We start from the raw sequence: 16619 nt of genomic DNA, 5'->3' as shown, positions 1-16619 counted from the left end.
CCACTCGGTTAACATGCCCGGTTTGAATTCGCTACCAAGGCCGCACCGTGTCATTTGGCCCCCCGGCTTCACGCCCCCTCCTGCTGTTGACTGCCTTTTTCGGCGGCACCGCACTGGCTGACGATCTGTTCGTCGACAGCCAGGCCCTGCCCCAAGTGCTCACCGCCACCCGGCTCAAACAGTCACCGGCGGCCGTGCCGGGCAGCATGACCGTGCTCGACAGCGCATTGATCCGCGCCAGCGGCGCCCGTGACATCCCCGAAGTACTACGCCTGGTGCCGGGGATGATGATCGGCTACGGCGCGGGCAACCAGCCCTCCGTCAACTACCACGGCAGTAACGCCAACGATGCCCGGCGCATGCAGGTGTTGATCGATGGCCGCTCGGTGTACCGCGCAGGGCTGGCCACGGTGGACTGGAGCGACATTCCCCTGGCCATGGAGGACATCGAGCGCATCGAAGTCTTTCGCGGCCCCAACACCGTCAGCTACGGCGCCAACGCCCTGATGGCCGTGGTCAACATCCTGACCCGCAAACCGGCCGACAGCCAGGGTACGCGGCTGAAAGTGACCCGCGGCCAACGCGGTATCAGTGACTGGTATGCCAGCCAGGGTAGCGGTTGGGACGGCGGCGACCTGCGTCTGTCACTGTCCGGCATGCAGGATGACGGCTTTGATCAAACCCGCAACGGCCAGGATTACCGCGACAGCCGCCGGCTCAACCGCCTCAACCTGAGCGTCAGCCACAGCCTGGCAAGCAACCAGAGCCTGGATTGGCAGTTCGCTGCCAAAGAAGGCAGCAACCAGCGCCCTTACACCTACAAGCCGGTGTTCTACGGCGTCACCGCCAGTGGCAACAATTCCGACGCCAAGGCCAAGGATTACGCCGGCTCGGTGCGCTGGAATCTTGACTTGAACCCCGAGCACAGCCTTTACCTGCAAGGTTCAGCCCAGCACTGGGATCGCCAGCAGGTCTGGCGTGCGTGTGATGCAGCCTTGTCGTTCAGCCCGGAACTGACTCACCTATGGCAGCTCAATCCTAACTACGCGGAACAAGTGGCGCGCAACATTCGCTCGCCAGTCCCCAGGGGTAGCGCCGAAGAACAATTGCTGGGCCGTCAGGTGCAGCAGCAATGGCGTAATGGCGGCTCAAGCCAGGTCTGCGGCGATATCGACCAGAGCACCCGGGAAACCCGCTACGACCTGGAACTGCAGGACACCCTCAGCCTGTCCGACAGCCTGCGCCTGGTCAGTGGTGCCAACTATCGCTACGACCGCGCCGATTCGCAGACCTTCTTCAATGGCAGCCTGAACGACAGCACCTGGCGCCTGTTCGGTCACCTGGAATGGCGCGCCGACGACCACTGGATTGTTCAGGGCGGGGCGATGTATGAAGACGCCCGGCTTTCCGGCAGTTCGCTGACACCACGCCTGGCCGTGAACTACCTGATCACCCCGCGCCACGGATTGCGCGCGGTGTACTCCGAAGCGGTACGCTCGCCGGACATGTTCGAAAACAACGTCAACTGGAGTTATCGGGTCAACAACTTGCGCCCGGGCGCTTTCGGCCAGAACAGTGCCCAGTACTTCGTCAGGACCCGCGGACCGGGCGACCTGGAACAGGAGCGGATGCGCTCGCGGGAACTGGGCTATAACGGTTACTTCGCCGACGCCGACCTCAGCGTTGACCTCAAGCTGTTCTACGACGAAATCACCGGCATGATCAGCGAGCCGCTGCGCAACAACCAATACATCGCCAGCAACAGCAACAAAGCCCGCTTCAGCGGCAGTGAAGCGCAGCTGGACTGGCGCCTGACTCCCGCCGATCGCTGGCGCTTGACCTACGCCCATGTCGACGCCTGGGCCAGCAACCCCGCCGATCGCCGCCTGAGCGCGCACAACAGCGGCTCGGCCGGCTGGCTGCGCGACTGGGGGCAAGGCTGGTCCAGCGCGCTGTTCTACTATGGCGACGATGAACTGAACCAGTACCGCTTCGAGCGTGTCGACCTGCGCGTGGCCAAGCAGCTGCGCTGGCAGCGCACGCAGCTTGAACTGGCGGGTGTCGTGCAGCAGCGCCTGGACGACGAGCCCACGACCTTTGCCGACAACCGCTACGACAGCCGCCATGTGGTGTACTTCAGTGCGGAGCTGGAATTCTGATGCGCATGCTGCGGTGCTGGCTGCTGCTGGTCTGTCTGTGGCCGGCGGGAATGCTCTGGGCCAGTGAAATCCTCCTCACCGGCAGCCAGGACAGCCCCGGTGTCGAGCATTTCGTTCAGGCCCTGCGCGAGCGCCGCCCCGCCGACAACATTCACTTCGTCCCCGTCACCGAACTTGCCCGCCCGTCCCGGCTGAATCCGGCCATCCGCCTGATCCTGCTCGACAGCAGCGGCCTGGAATGGCGCTTGAGTGAAACGGCAGGACCGCCAGCACTGGCCATGCGGGTCAGCCGGGTCCAGGCTGAACAGCGCCTGGGCAAGCTGCGTCCGGCTTACCTGAGCCTGCTGTGGAGCGATCCGCCACTGGACCGTCAACTGCGCCTGACCCGTTACCTGCTGCCCGAGGCCCGGCGAATCGGCGTGCTGTACGCCGAACACAGCCGTTTCCTGGTCGAAGAAGCGCGCCGCGCCGCGAAGCCCATGGGCCTTGAAATAGTCGCCGAACCCTGGCCGGACCTGCGCGACAATCGTCCACTGCAAACCCTGCTGCAAAGCAGTGATGTATTGCTGGGTATCGACGATCTGCAGTTGTACAACTCCAAGACCGCGAAGAACCTGCTGCTCAGCAGCTACGGGCGGCAAATGGCCTTGATCGGCCCCAACGCGGGCTTTGTCCGCGCCGGAGCCCTGGCCAGCACTTTGAGCAATCAGGACGACTGGCTGGCGGTGCTTGACCGCTTGCTCGATCAGGCACCCGGCAAGTGGCCACGCGCCCTGTATCCCGAACATTTCAGAGTCGTCGGCAACCAGCAGGTCGCCCGCGCCCTGGGTATCGGCACCATCGATCCCGAAGGCGCCGCACTGGCGCTGGCCGAAGGAGAACGCAGACCATGAGGCGTCGTCTGAGCTGGGACATTCATACCCGCACACAGATCATCAGCCTGGGCCCGGCCCTGTTGCTGACGCTGCTGTTGATCAGCTTCTTTACCTTCGTGCGTATCCAGGACCTGCGCCAGGAGCTCAACCACACCGGCCAGCTGATCGCCAACCAGCTGGCGCCAGCGTCCGAGTACGGCGTGATCGCCGGTAACGACGAAGTCCTGGAAAGCCTGATGCGCGCCACCTTGAGCATCCCTCATGTGCGCTTTCTCGAAGTACAGGACAGCAGCAACCATATTCTGGTGTATGTCGAACAACCGGATGAACACGACAACCGCGCCCAACAGGTCGAGGTGTTCCAGGCGCCGATCCGCCTGCAGCAGATCCGCCTGGACAACGATTTCCTGCACAACGGCAGGCAACCGTTGAAACATATCGATGATGACTACCTGGGCCGGGTCATTGTCGGTATGTCCAATGACGCGTTCAGCGAGCGCCAGCAGGAAATCGTGATCAAGGCCGGGATCCTGGCCTTGTTCGCCCTGCTCTTCACCTTCCTGCTGGCCCGCCGCCTGGCCCTGAGCCTGGCCAAACCGATCAGCGACATGGGCCATGCGGTCAAAGCCATCCAGCAAGGCGACTTCAATGCCCCCTTGCCGGTGGTCGATGACAGTGAACTCGGCCACCTCGCCCGTCACATCAATAACCTGGCCCGCGCGTTGGCCCAGGCCAGCCATGAGCAACAGCAGGCCATGTCGCAACTGATCCAGGCCCGTGAAGAAGCCGAACAGGCGAACCGGGCCAAATCCGACTTCCTGGCCATGATGAGCCATGAACTGCGCACCCCCATGAACGGCGTACTGGGCATGTTGCAGTTACTGGAAACCACCACCTTGAGCGAGGAGCAGGCCGAATACACTGCCGTGGCCAGTGAATCGACCGGGCACCTGCTCAAGGTGATCAACGACATTCTCGATTTCTCGCGGATCGAGCGCACCCACCTGGAACTGGAACATATCGATTTCAACCTCGGCGAGCTGATCGGCAGCTGTGTGCAGTCCTTCCAGCACCTGGCCGCCCAGCGCGGCTTGAACCTGCAGTTGCTGTTACCACCCGGCATGCAACAGTTGCAGGTGGTCGGCGACCCGACACGGATTCGCCAGGTCCTGCTCAATCTGGTCGGCAATGCGCTGAAATTCACCGAGCAAGGCAGCGTGCGCATCGAACCGCGCTGGCAAGTACTCGACCGCCAGCTGATCTGGTTCGCCTGCGCGGTGCATGACACCGGCATCGGTATCGACAACGAGCGCCTGGAAACCATGTTCGTCGCCTTCCAGCAAGCCGACAGCTCGATTTCCCGGCGCTACGGCGGCACCGGCCTGGGCCTGTCGATCGCGCGCACGCTGGCTGAACGCATGGGTGGCACCTTGCGTGGCGAGAGCCGTCAAGGTCAGGGCTCGACCTTTACCCTGGAGATGCCCCTGGCGCTGCCCATGCAGCCAGCACCGTGCTTACCCAGCCAGAACAGCGGCCGTGATGACGCAGGCCTGGGCCGGCGGATCCTGCTGGTGGAGGACAACCCGGTGAACCAGACGGTGATCGAGGCCATGCTGCGCAGCCTCGGATTCGAAGTGCACATTGCTGTAGACGGTGCCCAGGCGGTGTCGCAGGTTGCCCGTCAGCGCTTTGCCGCCACCCTGATGGATTGCCGCTTGCCGATCATCGATGGCTATGAAGCCACCCGGCGCATCCGTCAGCTGCCCCAGGCGGCCGCCATGCCGATCATCGCCCTGACCGCCAACGCCTTGCAGGGTGATCGCGAACGCTGCCTGAGCGCCGGTATGAACGATTACCTGGCCAAGCCGTTCAAACGGACTGATCTGCAGCAGATTCTGCAGCGTTGGCTGCCCGATCAGTCAGCTGCGACTGGCGATTAATCTGAAATTGCGGCAGTCTTATGGACTGGACAGGCCGCCGTTTAGGCCTGAAAATAAAATTTCAGTGCACAAGTGTACTTCTTTGCCCCGTGCGCTGTGACTTTCACTACAACGCAATAGTCTATGTGTAGGCTGCCGCCCCAAGCACAAGCGTTTTGGGTCGGCCGGGAAGATTTGCCCCCCTGCCGCACGGGGATTATTGAGGAGCTCGCATGACCAAACAAAACGCCTTTACTCGGGAAGACCTGCTGCGCTGCAGTCGCGGTGAGCTGTTCGGCCCAGGTAACGCGCAACTGCCCGCCCCGAACATGCTGATGGTGGATCGTATCACCCACATCAGTCAGGAAGGCGGCAAGTACGGCAAAGGTGAATTGGTCGCCGAGCTGGATATCAATCCGGACCTGTGGTTCTTCGCCTGCCATTTCGAAGGTGATCCGGTGATGCCGGGCTGCCTGGGCCTGGACGCCATGTGGCAGCTGGTTGGCTTCTTCCTCGGCTGGCAAGGCCTGCCGGGCCGTGGCCGTGCCCTGGGTTCGGGCGAAGTGAAATTCTTCGGCCAGGTCCTGCCGACCGCCCAGAAAGTCACGTACAACATTCATATCAAGCGCGTCCTCAAGGGCAAGCTGAACATGGCCATCGCCGATGGCTCGGTCAGCGTCGACGGCCGTGAGATCTACACCGCCGAAGGCCTTCGGGTCGGCGTATTCACCTCCACTGACAACTTCTAAGGGTTATCCGCATGCGCCGCGTCGTTATCACTGGTCTGGGCATCGTTTCGTGCCTGGGCAATGACAAAGAGACCGTCTCCGCCAACCTGCGTGCAAGCCGCCCTGGCATCCGATTCAACCCGGAATATGCCGAAATGGGTCTGCGTAGCCAGGTTTCCGGCTCCATCGACCTCAACCTCGAAGAACTGATCGACCGCAAGATCTTCCGTTTCGTTGGTCACGCTGCCGCCTACGCCTACCTGGCCATGGCCGACGCGATCAAGGATTCGGGCCTGACCGAAGAGCAAGTTTCCAATCCGCGCACCGGCCTGATCGCCGGCTCCGGCGGCGCCTCGACCCTGAACCAGATGGAAGCGCTGGACATCCTGCGCGAAAAAGGCGTCAAGCGCGTTGGCCCGTACCGCGTCACCCGGACCATGAGCAGCACCGTTTCGGCGTGCCTGGCCACCCCGTTCAAGATCAAGGGCCTGAACTACTCCATCGCCTCCGCTTGTGCCACCAGTGCGCACTGCATCGGCACCGCGATGGAACAGATCCAGATGGGCAAGCAGGACATCGTCTTCGCCGGTGGCGGTGAAGAAGAGCATTGGAGCCAGTCGTTCCTGTTCGACGCCATGGGCGCGCTGTCCAGCAAGCGTAACGACACCCCGGAAAAGGCCTCCCGCGCCTACGACGCCGACCGTGACGGTTTCGTCATCGCCGGTGGTGGCGGCATGGTTGTAGTCGAAGAGCTGGAACACGCTCTGGCCCGCGGCGCGAAAATCTACGCCGAGATCGTCGGCTACGGCGCGACCTCCGATGGCTACGACATGGTTGCCCCAAGCGGCGAAGGCGCCATCCGCTGCATGCAGCAGGCGCTGTCCACCGTCGACACCCCGATCGACTACCTGAACACCCACGGCACTTCGACGCCGGTTGGCGATGTTGCCGAAATGAAGGGTGTACGTGAAGTGTTCGGCGACAAGGCTCCGGCCATCAGCTCGACCAAGAGCCTGTCCGGTCACTCCCTGGGCGCCGCCGGCGTTCATGAAGCGATCTACTGCATGCTGATGATGGAAGGCAACTTCATTGCCGGTTCCGCCAACATCGACGAGCTGGATCCGGAAGTGGCTGACCTGCCGGTTCTGCGTGAAACCCGCGAAAACGCCAAGATCGACACCGTGATGAGCAACAGCTTCGGTTTCGGCGGCACCAACGCCACCCTGGTGCTCAAGCGCTGGGAAGGCAAGTAAGGGCTAGCCTCTTACACTGAAAACGCCCCGACTCGTCGGGGCGTTTTTGTTTATGTAGCGCGGGGCATGTGGGAGCGGGCTTGCCCCGCGAAGCGATGTGACTGACAAAATGCAATCGCGGGGCAAGCCCGCTCCCACAAGGACAGTTGCTCCCACCCGGGGGATGCCACTTCACACTGAGAACCGCCCCACCAGACCATTCAAATCAATCGCCAACTGCGACAACGCCTGACTGGCCGCATTGGTCTGATTGGCCCCCGCTGAAGTCTGCATCGCCAGATCACGGATGTTGGTCAGGTTGCGATCCACCTCCCGAGCCACCTGGGCCTGCTGCTCGGACGCGCTGGCGATCACCAGGTTGCGCTCGTTGATCAGACTGATCGCCGCGGCAATTTCTTCCAGCGCCGCGCCGGCGGCATGTGCCCCTTGCAGGGTGCTTTGGGCGCGGTCGTTGCTTTGCTGCATACCCTCCACAGCGCGCTCGGTACCCTGCTGGATACCGTGAATCATCTGCTCGATTTCCCGGGTCGACTGTTGCGTGCGATGCGCCAATGCCCGCACCTCATCCGCCACCACGGCAAAACCACGCCCGGCATCCCCGGCCCGGGCCGCTTCGATCGCGGCATTGAGCGCCAGCAGGTTGGTCTGTTCGGCAATGGCACCGATCACGTCCAGCACTTTGGTAATGCCGTGCACCTGTTGCGCCAGTTGCCCAACCGCCTCGGCATTGGAGGACACGCCTGCCGCCAACGACTCGATCGAAACCACAGTCAGACGCACCTGCTCCCGACCCTGACGGGCAATGCGGTCTGATTCACGCGATGCTTCGGAGGTGGCCACCGCATTGCTCGCCACCTCCTCCACCGCCGTGGTCATCTGATTGACCGCCGTAGCCGCCTGCTCGATCTCCTGATTCTGCTGCATCAAACCGCGCGTGGCATCTTCGGTCACCGCGCTGAGTTCCTCGGAGGCCGATGCCAACTGGCTGGAGGAATCGGAAATGCTCCCGATTGTCTCGCGCAAGCTTTGCTGCATCTGCTTGAGCGCCGCCAACAGCCGCGCCGGCTCATCGGCACCCTGCACGGCAATCTGCGGGGTCAGGTCGCCGGTGGCCACTATCTCGGCCACCTGCAGTGACTGGGCCAACGGACGAACGATACTGCGGGTCAGGGTCAGCGCCAGGATCACCGTCATCACCAAAGCGCCGAGCAAAAGCGCGACCACCCAGACCCGGGCATTTCGATACACGGCTTCGGCCAGGTCGGTAGCCTTGTTGGCGTGGAGGTTATTGAGCGCAACCAGCTCATTGAGCGTGGCGGTGAGCTGATCGGCCAGCTGGTTCATTTCGCCGTTGACCACGGCAGTTGCGGTATCGACCTGCCCCTGCAGCGACAGCTGGGTCACTTGAGCCTGCAACCCCATGTACTGTTGCTCGATCTTCAAATAGCGATCGAACAGCGACTGCTCTTCAGGCAGGACAATCAGCGCCTGATACTGCTGTTGCGCCTTGCTCAGGCCGGCCTTGATATCCTCGATGCGCGCTTTGTTCTGCTGCAGCGACTGCGGGTCACGATTGATCAGCAAGCGCAGGGTCAGGGCGCGAATGCGCAACGTGTCCTGAGTCATTTGCCCAACCGCGACGACGCTGGGCAACCAGTTAGTGTCAACCTGCTCGGATTGCTGGCGCATGCTGGTCATCTGCATCAGGGCAAAAATCCCCAAGGCAAGCACCAGCAAAGCCACCAGGCCGAAGCCCAGGCCCGCCCTGGGCGCGATATTCATGCTTCTCAAGCTCATCTTCCGGCTCCCTCCAAAAGCGCTGCACAACAATGCAGCCGTCCCTTGCTCTAGACGATATCGGGCCGTGGAAGATTTGCCATAGACGAAAACATGATATCAAAATGCCTGCTCATCGCGACGGCAGGCACAATCTGCTCAGCGCACGGTAAAACGCTGCTCGGCGAGCAGGCGGTCACCCTGGAAGACCATGAAATGCCACTGCCCCGGCACCACTTCGTGGTTCTCAGTGAACTCGTAGGCCATGACATCCTGGGCCGCTCCAGGCACTAGCTTCTGCACCACTTCGAACTTGTCATGGCGCTTGCCATCGGGCGTGCGCACACCCGGGGTGAGGTACAACAGGGTCAGCGGCGTGTCGTCTGCCACTTTGCCTTCCAGGCGGTAGCGCATGCCAAACTTGCTGCCCAGACGCGCCGGGATCTGGTCGGTGGACTGGATCGTCTGGTTGCTCTGGGTCAGCACCCGCTCACCAGGCTGAAAGTTCTGGTGACGGGTTTCAAACAGACCATATTCAATCGGCCCTTCGACCCGGACCTCGGCACTGGCCAGGCCACTGACCAGCAAAAGCCCGCACACTGCACTGAAACGACTGGAAAACATGCTGCACTCCATCAGGATTGATGGCGGCAGGCTATGACGCTGGCATGACAGACTGATGACAACTGCAAAACCGGCAGGGGTGTGCCTAGTGCTGCTTCGGCAGCACCGCGAGAAAATTGTCCCGCGCCACCTTCTGCGCCACCTCCACGGGCAAGGCATCAAGGAAAGGATCGAAGCTGTGCAATTGCTCACCCAGAGTATCGAATCGTCCGACCACATCAGAACCGAGCATGAAGCGCTCCGGGAAGCGTTTTACCAGCTCGACCCACTCACCCCTGGGCTTGCCCTGCTCGTCCAGCAGATAAGGCTGCAGGACGCTCCAGGACAGGTCGATGTAGAGGTTGGGATAGGACTCGAGCAGGCGCGACAACGTCGGCAGGAGGAAATCCAGCCGGATCTGGTGGCGATGAATCTCCATGCTGCTGCCAGCATGCGCCCAGATGAAGCGGGTGTGCGGATGATTGCGCAACGGCTCTTCGAGTTCGGCCAGGTACAGCGGATTGCGCTCTCGCTTGGAGGTGATGTTGGAGTGAATCAGCACCGGCAGGTCCTGCTCGGCCGCCAGGTGATAGATACGCGTCATCGCTTCGTTGTTGGCCCGTGGCGTGTCGCCGCTGGTCAGCGCGGTCAGATCGTCATGCCGGGTGAAAACTTCACCAATGCCCTGCCAGAGCCCGGGGTACAGCTCGAGCATCCGCTCGATATGCGCCACGGCATTCTTGTCGACCGGGTTGAAGCCGGTCAGGAACGGATGAAAGCGTCGGCGCTGCTCGGGCTCGAGCTTCCCCAATGCGGCGGCAACGTAGATATCGGTGGCGCTGTACCAATAGGCATCGGCATCGTCGCCAGCGTAGTAACGCGGGCGCTTGGGCTCATCCTCATGCCACTTTTTCGCCACAGCCACGCCGGAAATCATCGACTGATCGATACGTGCCCGGTCCATCGCCTTGAGTAATGCATCCATGCCCTCGCTTTCCTGAAAGAAGTCCACGTAGTGCAAGTGCGCATCGCTGTAGCGGTACTCGCGCGCCTGCACGCTTTGCAGGGTCAGTCCCATCAACACGATCCAGCCCAGACGTCTGGCAAACATTGCGCATTCCTTGTTGGCGATTCAGACAGGGTAGACCGGTCAAGCCGCAGCGCAGTTCAGGCGCTGTCTGTAACAGGTTATGCTCAAGCTCATCATCCCCGGCCTGGAGCCCACCGTGAGCAATCCCCTGGTCATCCACCCTCGCGCCGAATCCGTCGAGGGCCAACCGATCCTGCGCCCGCTGCCGTCGGCACAATGCCGCAGTGTCGGGCCGTTCGTGTTCTTCGATCACATGCTCGGAACCGATTACACCGCCGGTAATGGCGTGAACATCCGCCAGCACCCGCATATCGGCCTGTCCACCCTCACCTACCTGTTCGAAGGCGAGATCCTGCACAAGGACAGCCTGGGCTCGGATCAACGGGTCAAGGCCGGGGACGTCAGCTGGATGACGGCGGGCAGCGCGATTGCCCATGTCGAGCGCACGCCGGCTGATCTGCTGGAAAAGGGCTCACGCCTGCATGGCCTGCAGGTCTGGCTGGCTTCACCCAAAGACAAGGAACAGGGGCCCGGGCATTACAGCCACCACCCGGCGGCAACCCTGCCGGTCAGCGATAACCTGGGCGTGAACATTCGCATGATTGCCGGTAGCGGCTTCTGCCTGGCATCACCGGTACCGGTGCTGTCGCCGACCCTCTATGCCCTGGTGCAGATGCAGGCTGCGACCACCCTGAACATCCCCAATGAGCATGCTGAGCGCGCGCTGTATGTGCTGGACGGTGAAGTGAGCCTCAACGACGAAGCCGTCGAGCACCATAGCCTGGTGATATTGCCTGAAGGCGAGGAAATGAGTTTGTATGCCGACAGCGAGAGCCGGCTGGTGCTATTCGGCGGCGCACCACTGGACGGGCCACGGCGGATGAACTGGAACTTCGTGGCCAGTGATCCGGCGCTGATCGAGCAGGCGCGGGCACGCTGGGCGGCTGGAGACTGGCCGACTGTGCCGGGGGAAAGCGAGCGGATCGAGTTGCCGTGAGGTTGATCGCGGGGCAAGCCCGCTCCCACCAGGGTAGTGAAATCTCGGTGGGAGCGGGCTTGCCCCGCGAAGCTTTCAGCGCTGAAACACTTCATCCAGCAAGTTGTACATCGCCCGGAACGCGCGCTTGGAGGTTTTGGCGTCGTATTTCATCTTGCCCGGAATGTTCGCTGCCGTATCGGTGAACGAGTGCACCGCGCCACCGTAGCTGATCAATTGCCAATCGACCTTGGCCGCGTCCATCTCGGCCTCGAAGGCTGGCAATTGCTCCTTGGGCACAAATGGGTCAGCCGCACCGTGCAACACCAGCATCGAGGCCTTGACCTGACCTTCCTGCGCCGGCAGCGGCGTATCGAGGGTGCCATGGAACGACACCGCAGCCTGCAGACGACTATCCTCGCGACCCAGCTCCAGTGCACAACAGCCACCAAAGCAGAAGCCGAAGGTCGCCAGTTTGCCCGGCTCCAGCACCGCCTTCGATTGCCCCAGCAACTGGTCCAGCGCAGCTTTCATGCGTTTACGCAGTTCGACCCGATCATTTTTCAGCGGCATCATCGCCGCACCTGCTTCATCCATGTTCGACGGTCGCAGTGTCTGCCCGTAGATATCCGCGAGCAGCACCACATACCCCTGGGCGGCAACCTCGCGGGCAATCCGCTCGGCACCTTCGCCGACCCCCATCCAGTTCGGCGCCATCAGCAAACCAGGCTGCTCCTTGGCACCCTGGGTATAGAACAAGCGACTCTCATAGGCTTTGCCGGCAACATGATAGACCAGCGATTCGACGGTAACCTTGCTCATGCACTCCTCCTTGCACCATGAAAAAAGCCCGCCGAAGCGGGCTTTCCTGAGTCTACTTAAGCCGACAATTCGACCAGCAGCTTGTTCAGGCGACGAACGTACGCCGCCGGGTCCTTCAAGCTGTCACCCGCCGCCAGGGCGGCCTGATCGAAGAGGATGTGCGAGAAGTCAGCGAAACGGTCTTCGCTCTGCTCGTTGTCCAGTTTCTCGATCAACGGATGGCCCGGGTTGAATTCGAAGATCGGCTTGGAGTCCGGCACCTTCTGCCCGCTGGCTTCAAGGATCTGGCGCATCTGCAGGCCGAGGTCCTGTTCACCAATGGCCAGGATCGCTGGCGAATCGGTCAGGCGGTGCGATACCCGCACTTCGCTGACACTTTCACCCAGGGCGGCCTTCAGGCGCTCAACCAGACCTTCTTTTTCCTTGGCAACTTCTTCCTGGGCTTTCTTGTCCTCTTCAGAGTCCAGCTTGCCCAGATCCAGGTCGCCACGGGCGACGTCGACGAAGCTCTTGCCGTCGAATTCGCTCAGGTAGCTCATCAGCCACTCGTCGATACGGTCGGTCAGCAGCAGCACTTCGATGCCTTTCTTGCGGAAGACTTCCAGGTGCGGGCTGTTCTTGACCTGCGCATAGGATTCGCCGGTGAGGAAGTAGATCTTGTCCTGACCTTCCTTGGCGCGGGCCAGGTAGTCGGCCAGGGACACGCTCTGCTCGCCGCTGTCGTCGCTGGTGGAGGCAAAACGCAGCAGGCCGGCGATCTTCTCTTTGTTGGCGAAGTCTTCGGCCGGGCCTTCTTTCATCACCTGACCGAAGTTTTTCCAGAAGCCCTTGTACTGCTCAGGCTCGTTCTTGGCCAGCTTCTCGAGCATGTCCAGGACGCGCTTGGTCAGCGCCGATTTCATCGAGTCGATGATCGGGTCTTTCTGCAGGATTTCCCGCGAAACGTTCAGCGACAGGTCGTTGGAATCGACCACGCCCTTGATGAAACGCAGGTACAGCGGCAGGAACGACTCGGCCTGATCCATGACGAACACGCGCTGAACGTAGAGTTTCAGGCCGCGCGGTGCTTCGCGCTGGTACAGGTCGAACGGCGCACGCGCAGGCACGTACAGCAGCGAGTTGTACTCGAGCTTGCCTTCAACCTTGTTGTGGCTCCAGGCCAGCGGGTTCTCGAAATCGTGACCGATGTGCTTGTAGAACTCCTGATATTCCTCGTCCTTGATCTCGGTACGCGGACGGGTCCACAGGGCGCTGGCACGGTTGACGGTTTCCCACTCCACGGCCGGCTTTTCTTCGCCTTCAGCGGCTTCGACCTGCTTTGGCAGCTCGATCGGCAGAGCGATATGGTCAGAGTATTTCTTGATGATGTTACGCAGACGCCAGCCGTCGGCGAATTCCTCTTCACCTTTTTTCAGGTGCAGGACAATACGGGTACCGCGCTCGGCCTTGTCGATGGTGGCAACGTCGAATTCGCCTTCACCTTTGGACGACCAGTGCACGCCTTCAGCGGCCGGTGTGCCGGCACGACGGCTGAACACATCGACCTTGTCGGCGACGATGAAGGCCGAGTAGAAGCCCACGCCGAACTGGCCGATCAGGTGCGAGTCTTTCTTCTGGTCACCGGTAAGGTGCTTCATGAAGTCGGCAGTGCCGGACTTGGCGATGGTACCCAGGTGCGTGATCACGTCCTCGCGGCTCATGCCGATGCCGTTGTCTTCGAGGGTGACGGTGTTGGCGTCTTTGTCGAAGCTGACGCGAATCTTCAGCTCGGCGCCGCCTTCGAGCAGCTCAGGCTTGGCCAGCGCTTCGAAACGCAGTTTATCGACCGCGTCGGAGGCGTTGGAAATCAGTTCGCGAAGGAAGATTTCCTTGTTCGAATACAGGGAATGGATCATGAGGTGCAGCAGTTGCTTCACCTCGGTCTGGAAGCCCAGGGTTTCTTTTTGAGTTTCCACACTCATGGTCTTCAACACTCCAATCTGATGGCAGTTGTCGTTCGGCAGGCGGGCACCGCGGCCCTGGCCTGCTTTCACGGCGGGATGTCATGCAGATGGGGGCGCGAGAAGCTATTTCAAGGGCGCATTGATTTCTTCGATCTTGAAATGCGCCCGCGCGGTGGCAATCGGCTCATCCTGGTTACCCTGCCAGGCGGTGATCGCAACGTTGGTCACCCGTCGCCCCTGGCGCCAGAGCTGGCAGCGGGCGTAGGTGTCGCGAAAATGTCCGGCACGCAGGTAATCAATGGAAAAATCGATGATCTTCGGAATCGTCGCGCTCTCGGTGAAAATCAGCAGGTACAGGGCCGCTGACAGCTCCATGAAACCGGCGATCACCCCGCCATGGATAGCGGGCAGCAACGGATTGCCGATATTGTCCTTGCTGGCCGGCAGGCAGAACAGCAGATCGTCGCCTTCACGGCTGCACTGGATACCGATCAATCCCGCATAAGGAATCAGTTGCAGCAACGGCTGGTAGTTTCCTTGTGCGTGCGCCTCACGCAATTGCTGATGCACCTGGGGAGGAATCATTGCGCACTCCCCTTCAGCGCATTGGCGAAGTTAAGCCCACCCTTCACGCCTTTGCCCAAGCGCATGAAGGTGCCGACCACCTGGGCGATCGGCTGTTCGGGATCGTCCTGATAGGCCATGCCACGGGTAAAGATCACATCGCGGGTCACCCGATAGCAGTGAGCGTAACCGTAGATATCCAGCCCGGCTTTGGCCGGGTGCATGTAGTCGATGCGCAGATCGAGGGTCGGGCAGACCTCGAACTCGGCCAGCGCGCAGAGCGTGGCCATGCCGCACGTGGTGTCCATCAGCGTGGTCAGGGCGCCCCCGTGGATGGCGCCGGTCTGGGGGTTACCGACGATCTTCGTCGAATACGGCAGCAACAGGGTCATGCCCTGCGCATCGGCGTGCTGCACACGCATCTGTAATAGCTGGCAATGACGCAAGGCACCGAGGAATCGCTCAGCCATGGCCATCAATGCGGTCTCACTCATATCACTCAGGCCCTTGTGGTTATTCGGACAATGCACAAGCCTAGAAAAAAGTCTATATAGATCCGATACTTATATATCTGTAATGTAGGCGGAACTTCTATCCGTTACTTGAGCTCAAAGGAACAAGTAACTTATTTCCCCAAGGAGAAACACCCCATGCGTAAACCTTTTGCTTTTGCCGTAATGCTGGCCGCCGCTCTGGGTCTCGCTGCTTGCGATAAAGCCAGCGAAGACAAGGCTCAGGATGCTGCGCAACACACCGAGAACGCCCAGCAGAAGATGGACGAAGCTCAGGATAAAGTGAACGAGGCCGCAAAAGAAAACGCTGAAGCTGCCAAAGACAGTGCTGAAGCGCAACAGAAAGCCGCTGAAGAAGCCGCTAAAGAAGCTGCTCCAGCCGCTCCAGCCGAGCCTGCGAAGTAAGCAAGCACCCTGGAATGAAAAAACCCGACAACTGTCGGGTTTTTTTATACCTGCCTGATTTAACTTTAACGATTCAGTTAACCGCAGTTTCTTTGCTCGCCTCCACTACCGGTGCTTCGGTCGGGGTATAGACCATCACATCCAGTACATCGGAATGAAACTCGCGCCGGTACAGTACCAGAACAACCCCGGCACTCATCAGCATGAACAGCCATGGGCTGATAAACCAACTGAGCATGGCCATGCCGAAATAATAAGAACGCAAACCGAAGTTGAACTGGTTGGCGGCCATCGAAATAACCCGGGCGGCACGCTGGGCGAATGCCTTACGCTCCATTTCGGTGACATGCCGTTCGCCGATCATCGGTGCCGAACCCACCAGCACAGCAGCGAAGTTGTATTGGCGCATGCACCAGCTGAAGGTGAAAAAGGCATAGACAAACACTGTGGCCAGGCACAGCAATTTGATCTCCGACATGCCCTGGGTCGCCTGCTGGACCAGCGGCAGGTCCGCCAGCAGTGATACAGCGCGATCCGAAGCACCGAGTACGGTGAGGATACCGGCGAGGATGATCAGGGTGCTGGAGGCGAAGAACGAGGCGTTACGCTCCAGGTTGGCGATCACGCTGGCATCGGCGATACGGTTGTCACGCATCAGCATGCGGCGCATCCAGTCTTCGCGGTACAGGTGCAGCACACTGGCCAGGCACGCGGTATCACGGCCCTTCCAGGTGGCATAGCGGGTATAGCCGCCCCAGCACACAACAAACCAACAGGCTGCCAGCAGGTGATTGAGATTACTTTGAATAAAGCTCATGCAAGCTCCCGGTAAAGAGTTTCGTGCACTCTAAAGCGCATTGACCGGCTTTCGACGCTTAGCCGCAGAAAAAGACACGTCCCCGCTGAAAAAACCAAAAAGCCCCGCATCCTTACGGATACGGGGCTCGGAACCTGCCCTGCCCGACGCGCTATGGCTTGTGGCCGACGTCAGGCT

At 60.8% G+C, this 16619-nt stretch carries 15 protein-coding genes; 7 read left to right on the top strand and 8 right to left on the bottom strand.

Going from position 1 to position 16619, the window contains the following annotated elements:
* The first annotated feature begins 47 nt into the window (after window positions 1-47).
* The 5 genes from NPS47_RS11710 (at window position 48) to fabB (ending at window position 6934) form a co-directional block, all read left to right on the top strand.
* The gene (locus NPS47_RS11710) at window positions 48-2159 is read left to right on the top strand and encodes a TonB-dependent receptor plug domain-containing protein (RefSeq protein WP_274295114.1); all 2112 of its coding nucleotides are present in this window, start codon (window positions 48-50) and stop codon (window positions 2157-2159) included.
* Window positions 2159-3052, top strand: coding sequence for an ABC transporter substrate-binding protein (locus tag NPS47_RS11705; RefSeq protein WP_425313501.1), 894 nt, complete (start codon window positions 2159-2161; stop codon window positions 3050-3052). Before NPS47_RS11710 ends, NPS47_RS11705 begins: the two co-directional genes overlap by 1 nt.
* Window positions 3049-4974 carry an ATP-binding protein gene (locus NPS47_RS11700; protein WP_274295113.1) on the top strand — a complete coding sequence of 642 codons (1926 nt, stop codon included), beginning with the start codon at window positions 3049-3051 and terminating at the stop codon, window positions 4972-4974. Before NPS47_RS11705 ends, NPS47_RS11700 begins: the two co-directional genes overlap by 4 nt.
* A 212-nt stretch (window positions 4975-5186) precedes the next feature.
* The gene (gene fabA / locus NPS47_RS11695; protein WP_028945338.1) at window positions 5187-5702 is read left to right on the top strand and encodes a 3-hydroxyacyl-[acyl-carrier-protein] dehydratase FabA; all 516 of its coding nucleotides are present in this window, start codon (window positions 5187-5189) and stop codon (window positions 5700-5702) included.
* A gap of 11 nt (window positions 5703-5713) precedes the next feature.
* The gene (gene fabB, locus NPS47_RS11690; RefSeq protein ID WP_038613087.1) at window positions 5714-6934 is read left to right on the top strand and encodes a beta-ketoacyl-ACP synthase I; all 1221 of its coding nucleotides are present in this window, start codon (window positions 5714-5716) and stop codon (window positions 6932-6934) included.
* A 171-nt stretch (window positions 6935-7105) separates the two neighbouring features.
* Here the strand turns inward: fabB and NPS47_RS11685 are convergent, their stop codons facing one another.
* The 3 genes from NPS47_RS11685 to NPS47_RS11675 form a co-directional block, all read right to left on the bottom strand.
* A complete protein-coding gene (locus NPS47_RS11685) occupies window positions 7106-8731 on the bottom strand; it encodes a methyl-accepting chemotaxis protein (RefSeq protein ID WP_274295112.1) in 1626 nt (541 codons plus the stop codon).
* A gap of 138 nt (window positions 8732-8869) precedes the next feature.
* Window positions 8870-9334: a DUF3859 domain-containing protein gene (locus NPS47_RS11680; RefSeq protein WP_274295111.1), complete on the bottom strand. Its 465-nt coding sequence runs from the start codon at window positions 9332-9334 to the stop codon at window positions 8870-8872.
* Between the two features lie 85 nt (window positions 9335-9419).
* Window positions 9420-10424: an amidohydrolase family protein gene (locus tag NPS47_RS11675; RefSeq protein WP_274295110.1), complete on the bottom strand. Its 1005-nt coding sequence runs from the start codon at window positions 10422-10424 to the stop codon at window positions 9420-9422.
* Between the two features lie 115 nt (window positions 10425-10539).
* On the opposite strand from NPS47_RS11675, the gene NPS47_RS11670 reads away from it, so the two are divergent.
* The gene (locus NPS47_RS11670; RefSeq protein ID WP_274295109.1) at window positions 10540-11400 is read left to right on the top strand and encodes a pirin family protein; all 861 of its coding nucleotides are present in this window, start codon (window positions 10540-10542) and stop codon (window positions 11398-11400) included.
* A 75-nt stretch (window positions 11401-11475) separates the two neighbouring features.
* Here the strand turns inward: NPS47_RS11670 and NPS47_RS11665 are convergent, their stop codons facing one another.
* The 4 genes from NPS47_RS11665 to NPS47_RS11650 all read right to left on the bottom strand — a co-directional run bounded on the left by NPS47_RS11665 (window position 11476) and on the right by NPS47_RS11650 (window position 15202).
* Window positions 11476-12201 (bottom strand): dienelactone hydrolase family protein, encoded by a 726-nt coding sequence (locus tag NPS47_RS11665; protein WP_274295108.1) that lies wholly within the window; start codon window positions 12199-12201, stop codon window positions 11476-11478.
* Window positions 12202-12257: 56 nt separating this feature from the next.
* The gene (htpG, locus tag NPS47_RS11660) at window positions 12258-14162 is read right to left on the bottom strand and encodes a molecular chaperone HtpG (RefSeq protein WP_274295107.1); all 1905 of its coding nucleotides are present in this window, start codon (window positions 14160-14162) and stop codon (window positions 12258-12260) included.
* 105 nt (window positions 14163-14267) lie between these two features.
* Window positions 14268-14729: a PaaI family thioesterase gene (locus NPS47_RS11655; protein ID WP_274295106.1), complete on the bottom strand. Its 462-nt coding sequence runs from the start codon at window positions 14727-14729 to the stop codon at window positions 14268-14270.
* Window positions 14726-15202: a PaaI family thioesterase gene (locus NPS47_RS11650; RefSeq protein ID WP_274295105.1), complete on the bottom strand. Its 477-nt coding sequence runs from the start codon at window positions 15200-15202 to the stop codon at window positions 14726-14728. The genes NPS47_RS11655 and NPS47_RS11650 overlap by 4 nt, the downstream gene beginning before the upstream one ends.
* A gap of 156 nt (window positions 15203-15358) precedes the next feature.
* On the opposite strand from NPS47_RS11650, the gene NPS47_RS11645 reads away from it, so the two are divergent.
* The gene (locus NPS47_RS11645) at window positions 15359-15625 is read left to right on the top strand and encodes a hypothetical protein (protein WP_157193381.1); all 267 of its coding nucleotides are present in this window, start codon (window positions 15359-15361) and stop codon (window positions 15623-15625) included.
* A gap of 73 nt (window positions 15626-15698) precedes the next feature.
* Here the strand turns inward: NPS47_RS11645 and NPS47_RS11640 are convergent, their stop codons facing one another.
* The gene (locus tag NPS47_RS11640) at window positions 15699-16442 is read right to left on the bottom strand and encodes a DUF599 domain-containing protein (protein ID WP_274295104.1); all 744 of its coding nucleotides are present in this window, start codon (window positions 16440-16442) and stop codon (window positions 15699-15701) included.
* Window positions 16443-16619 lie beyond the last annotated feature (177 nt).

Source organism: Pseudomonas putida (genome assembly GCF_028682475.1).
Taxonomy (GTDB): Bacteria; Pseudomonadota; Gammaproteobacteria; order Pseudomonadales; family Pseudomonadaceae; genus Aquipseudomonas; species Aquipseudomonas putida_AG.
The sequence above is the reverse complement of the archived record's forward strand: the minus strand, read 5'-3'. Positions and strand labels throughout refer to the sequence as shown.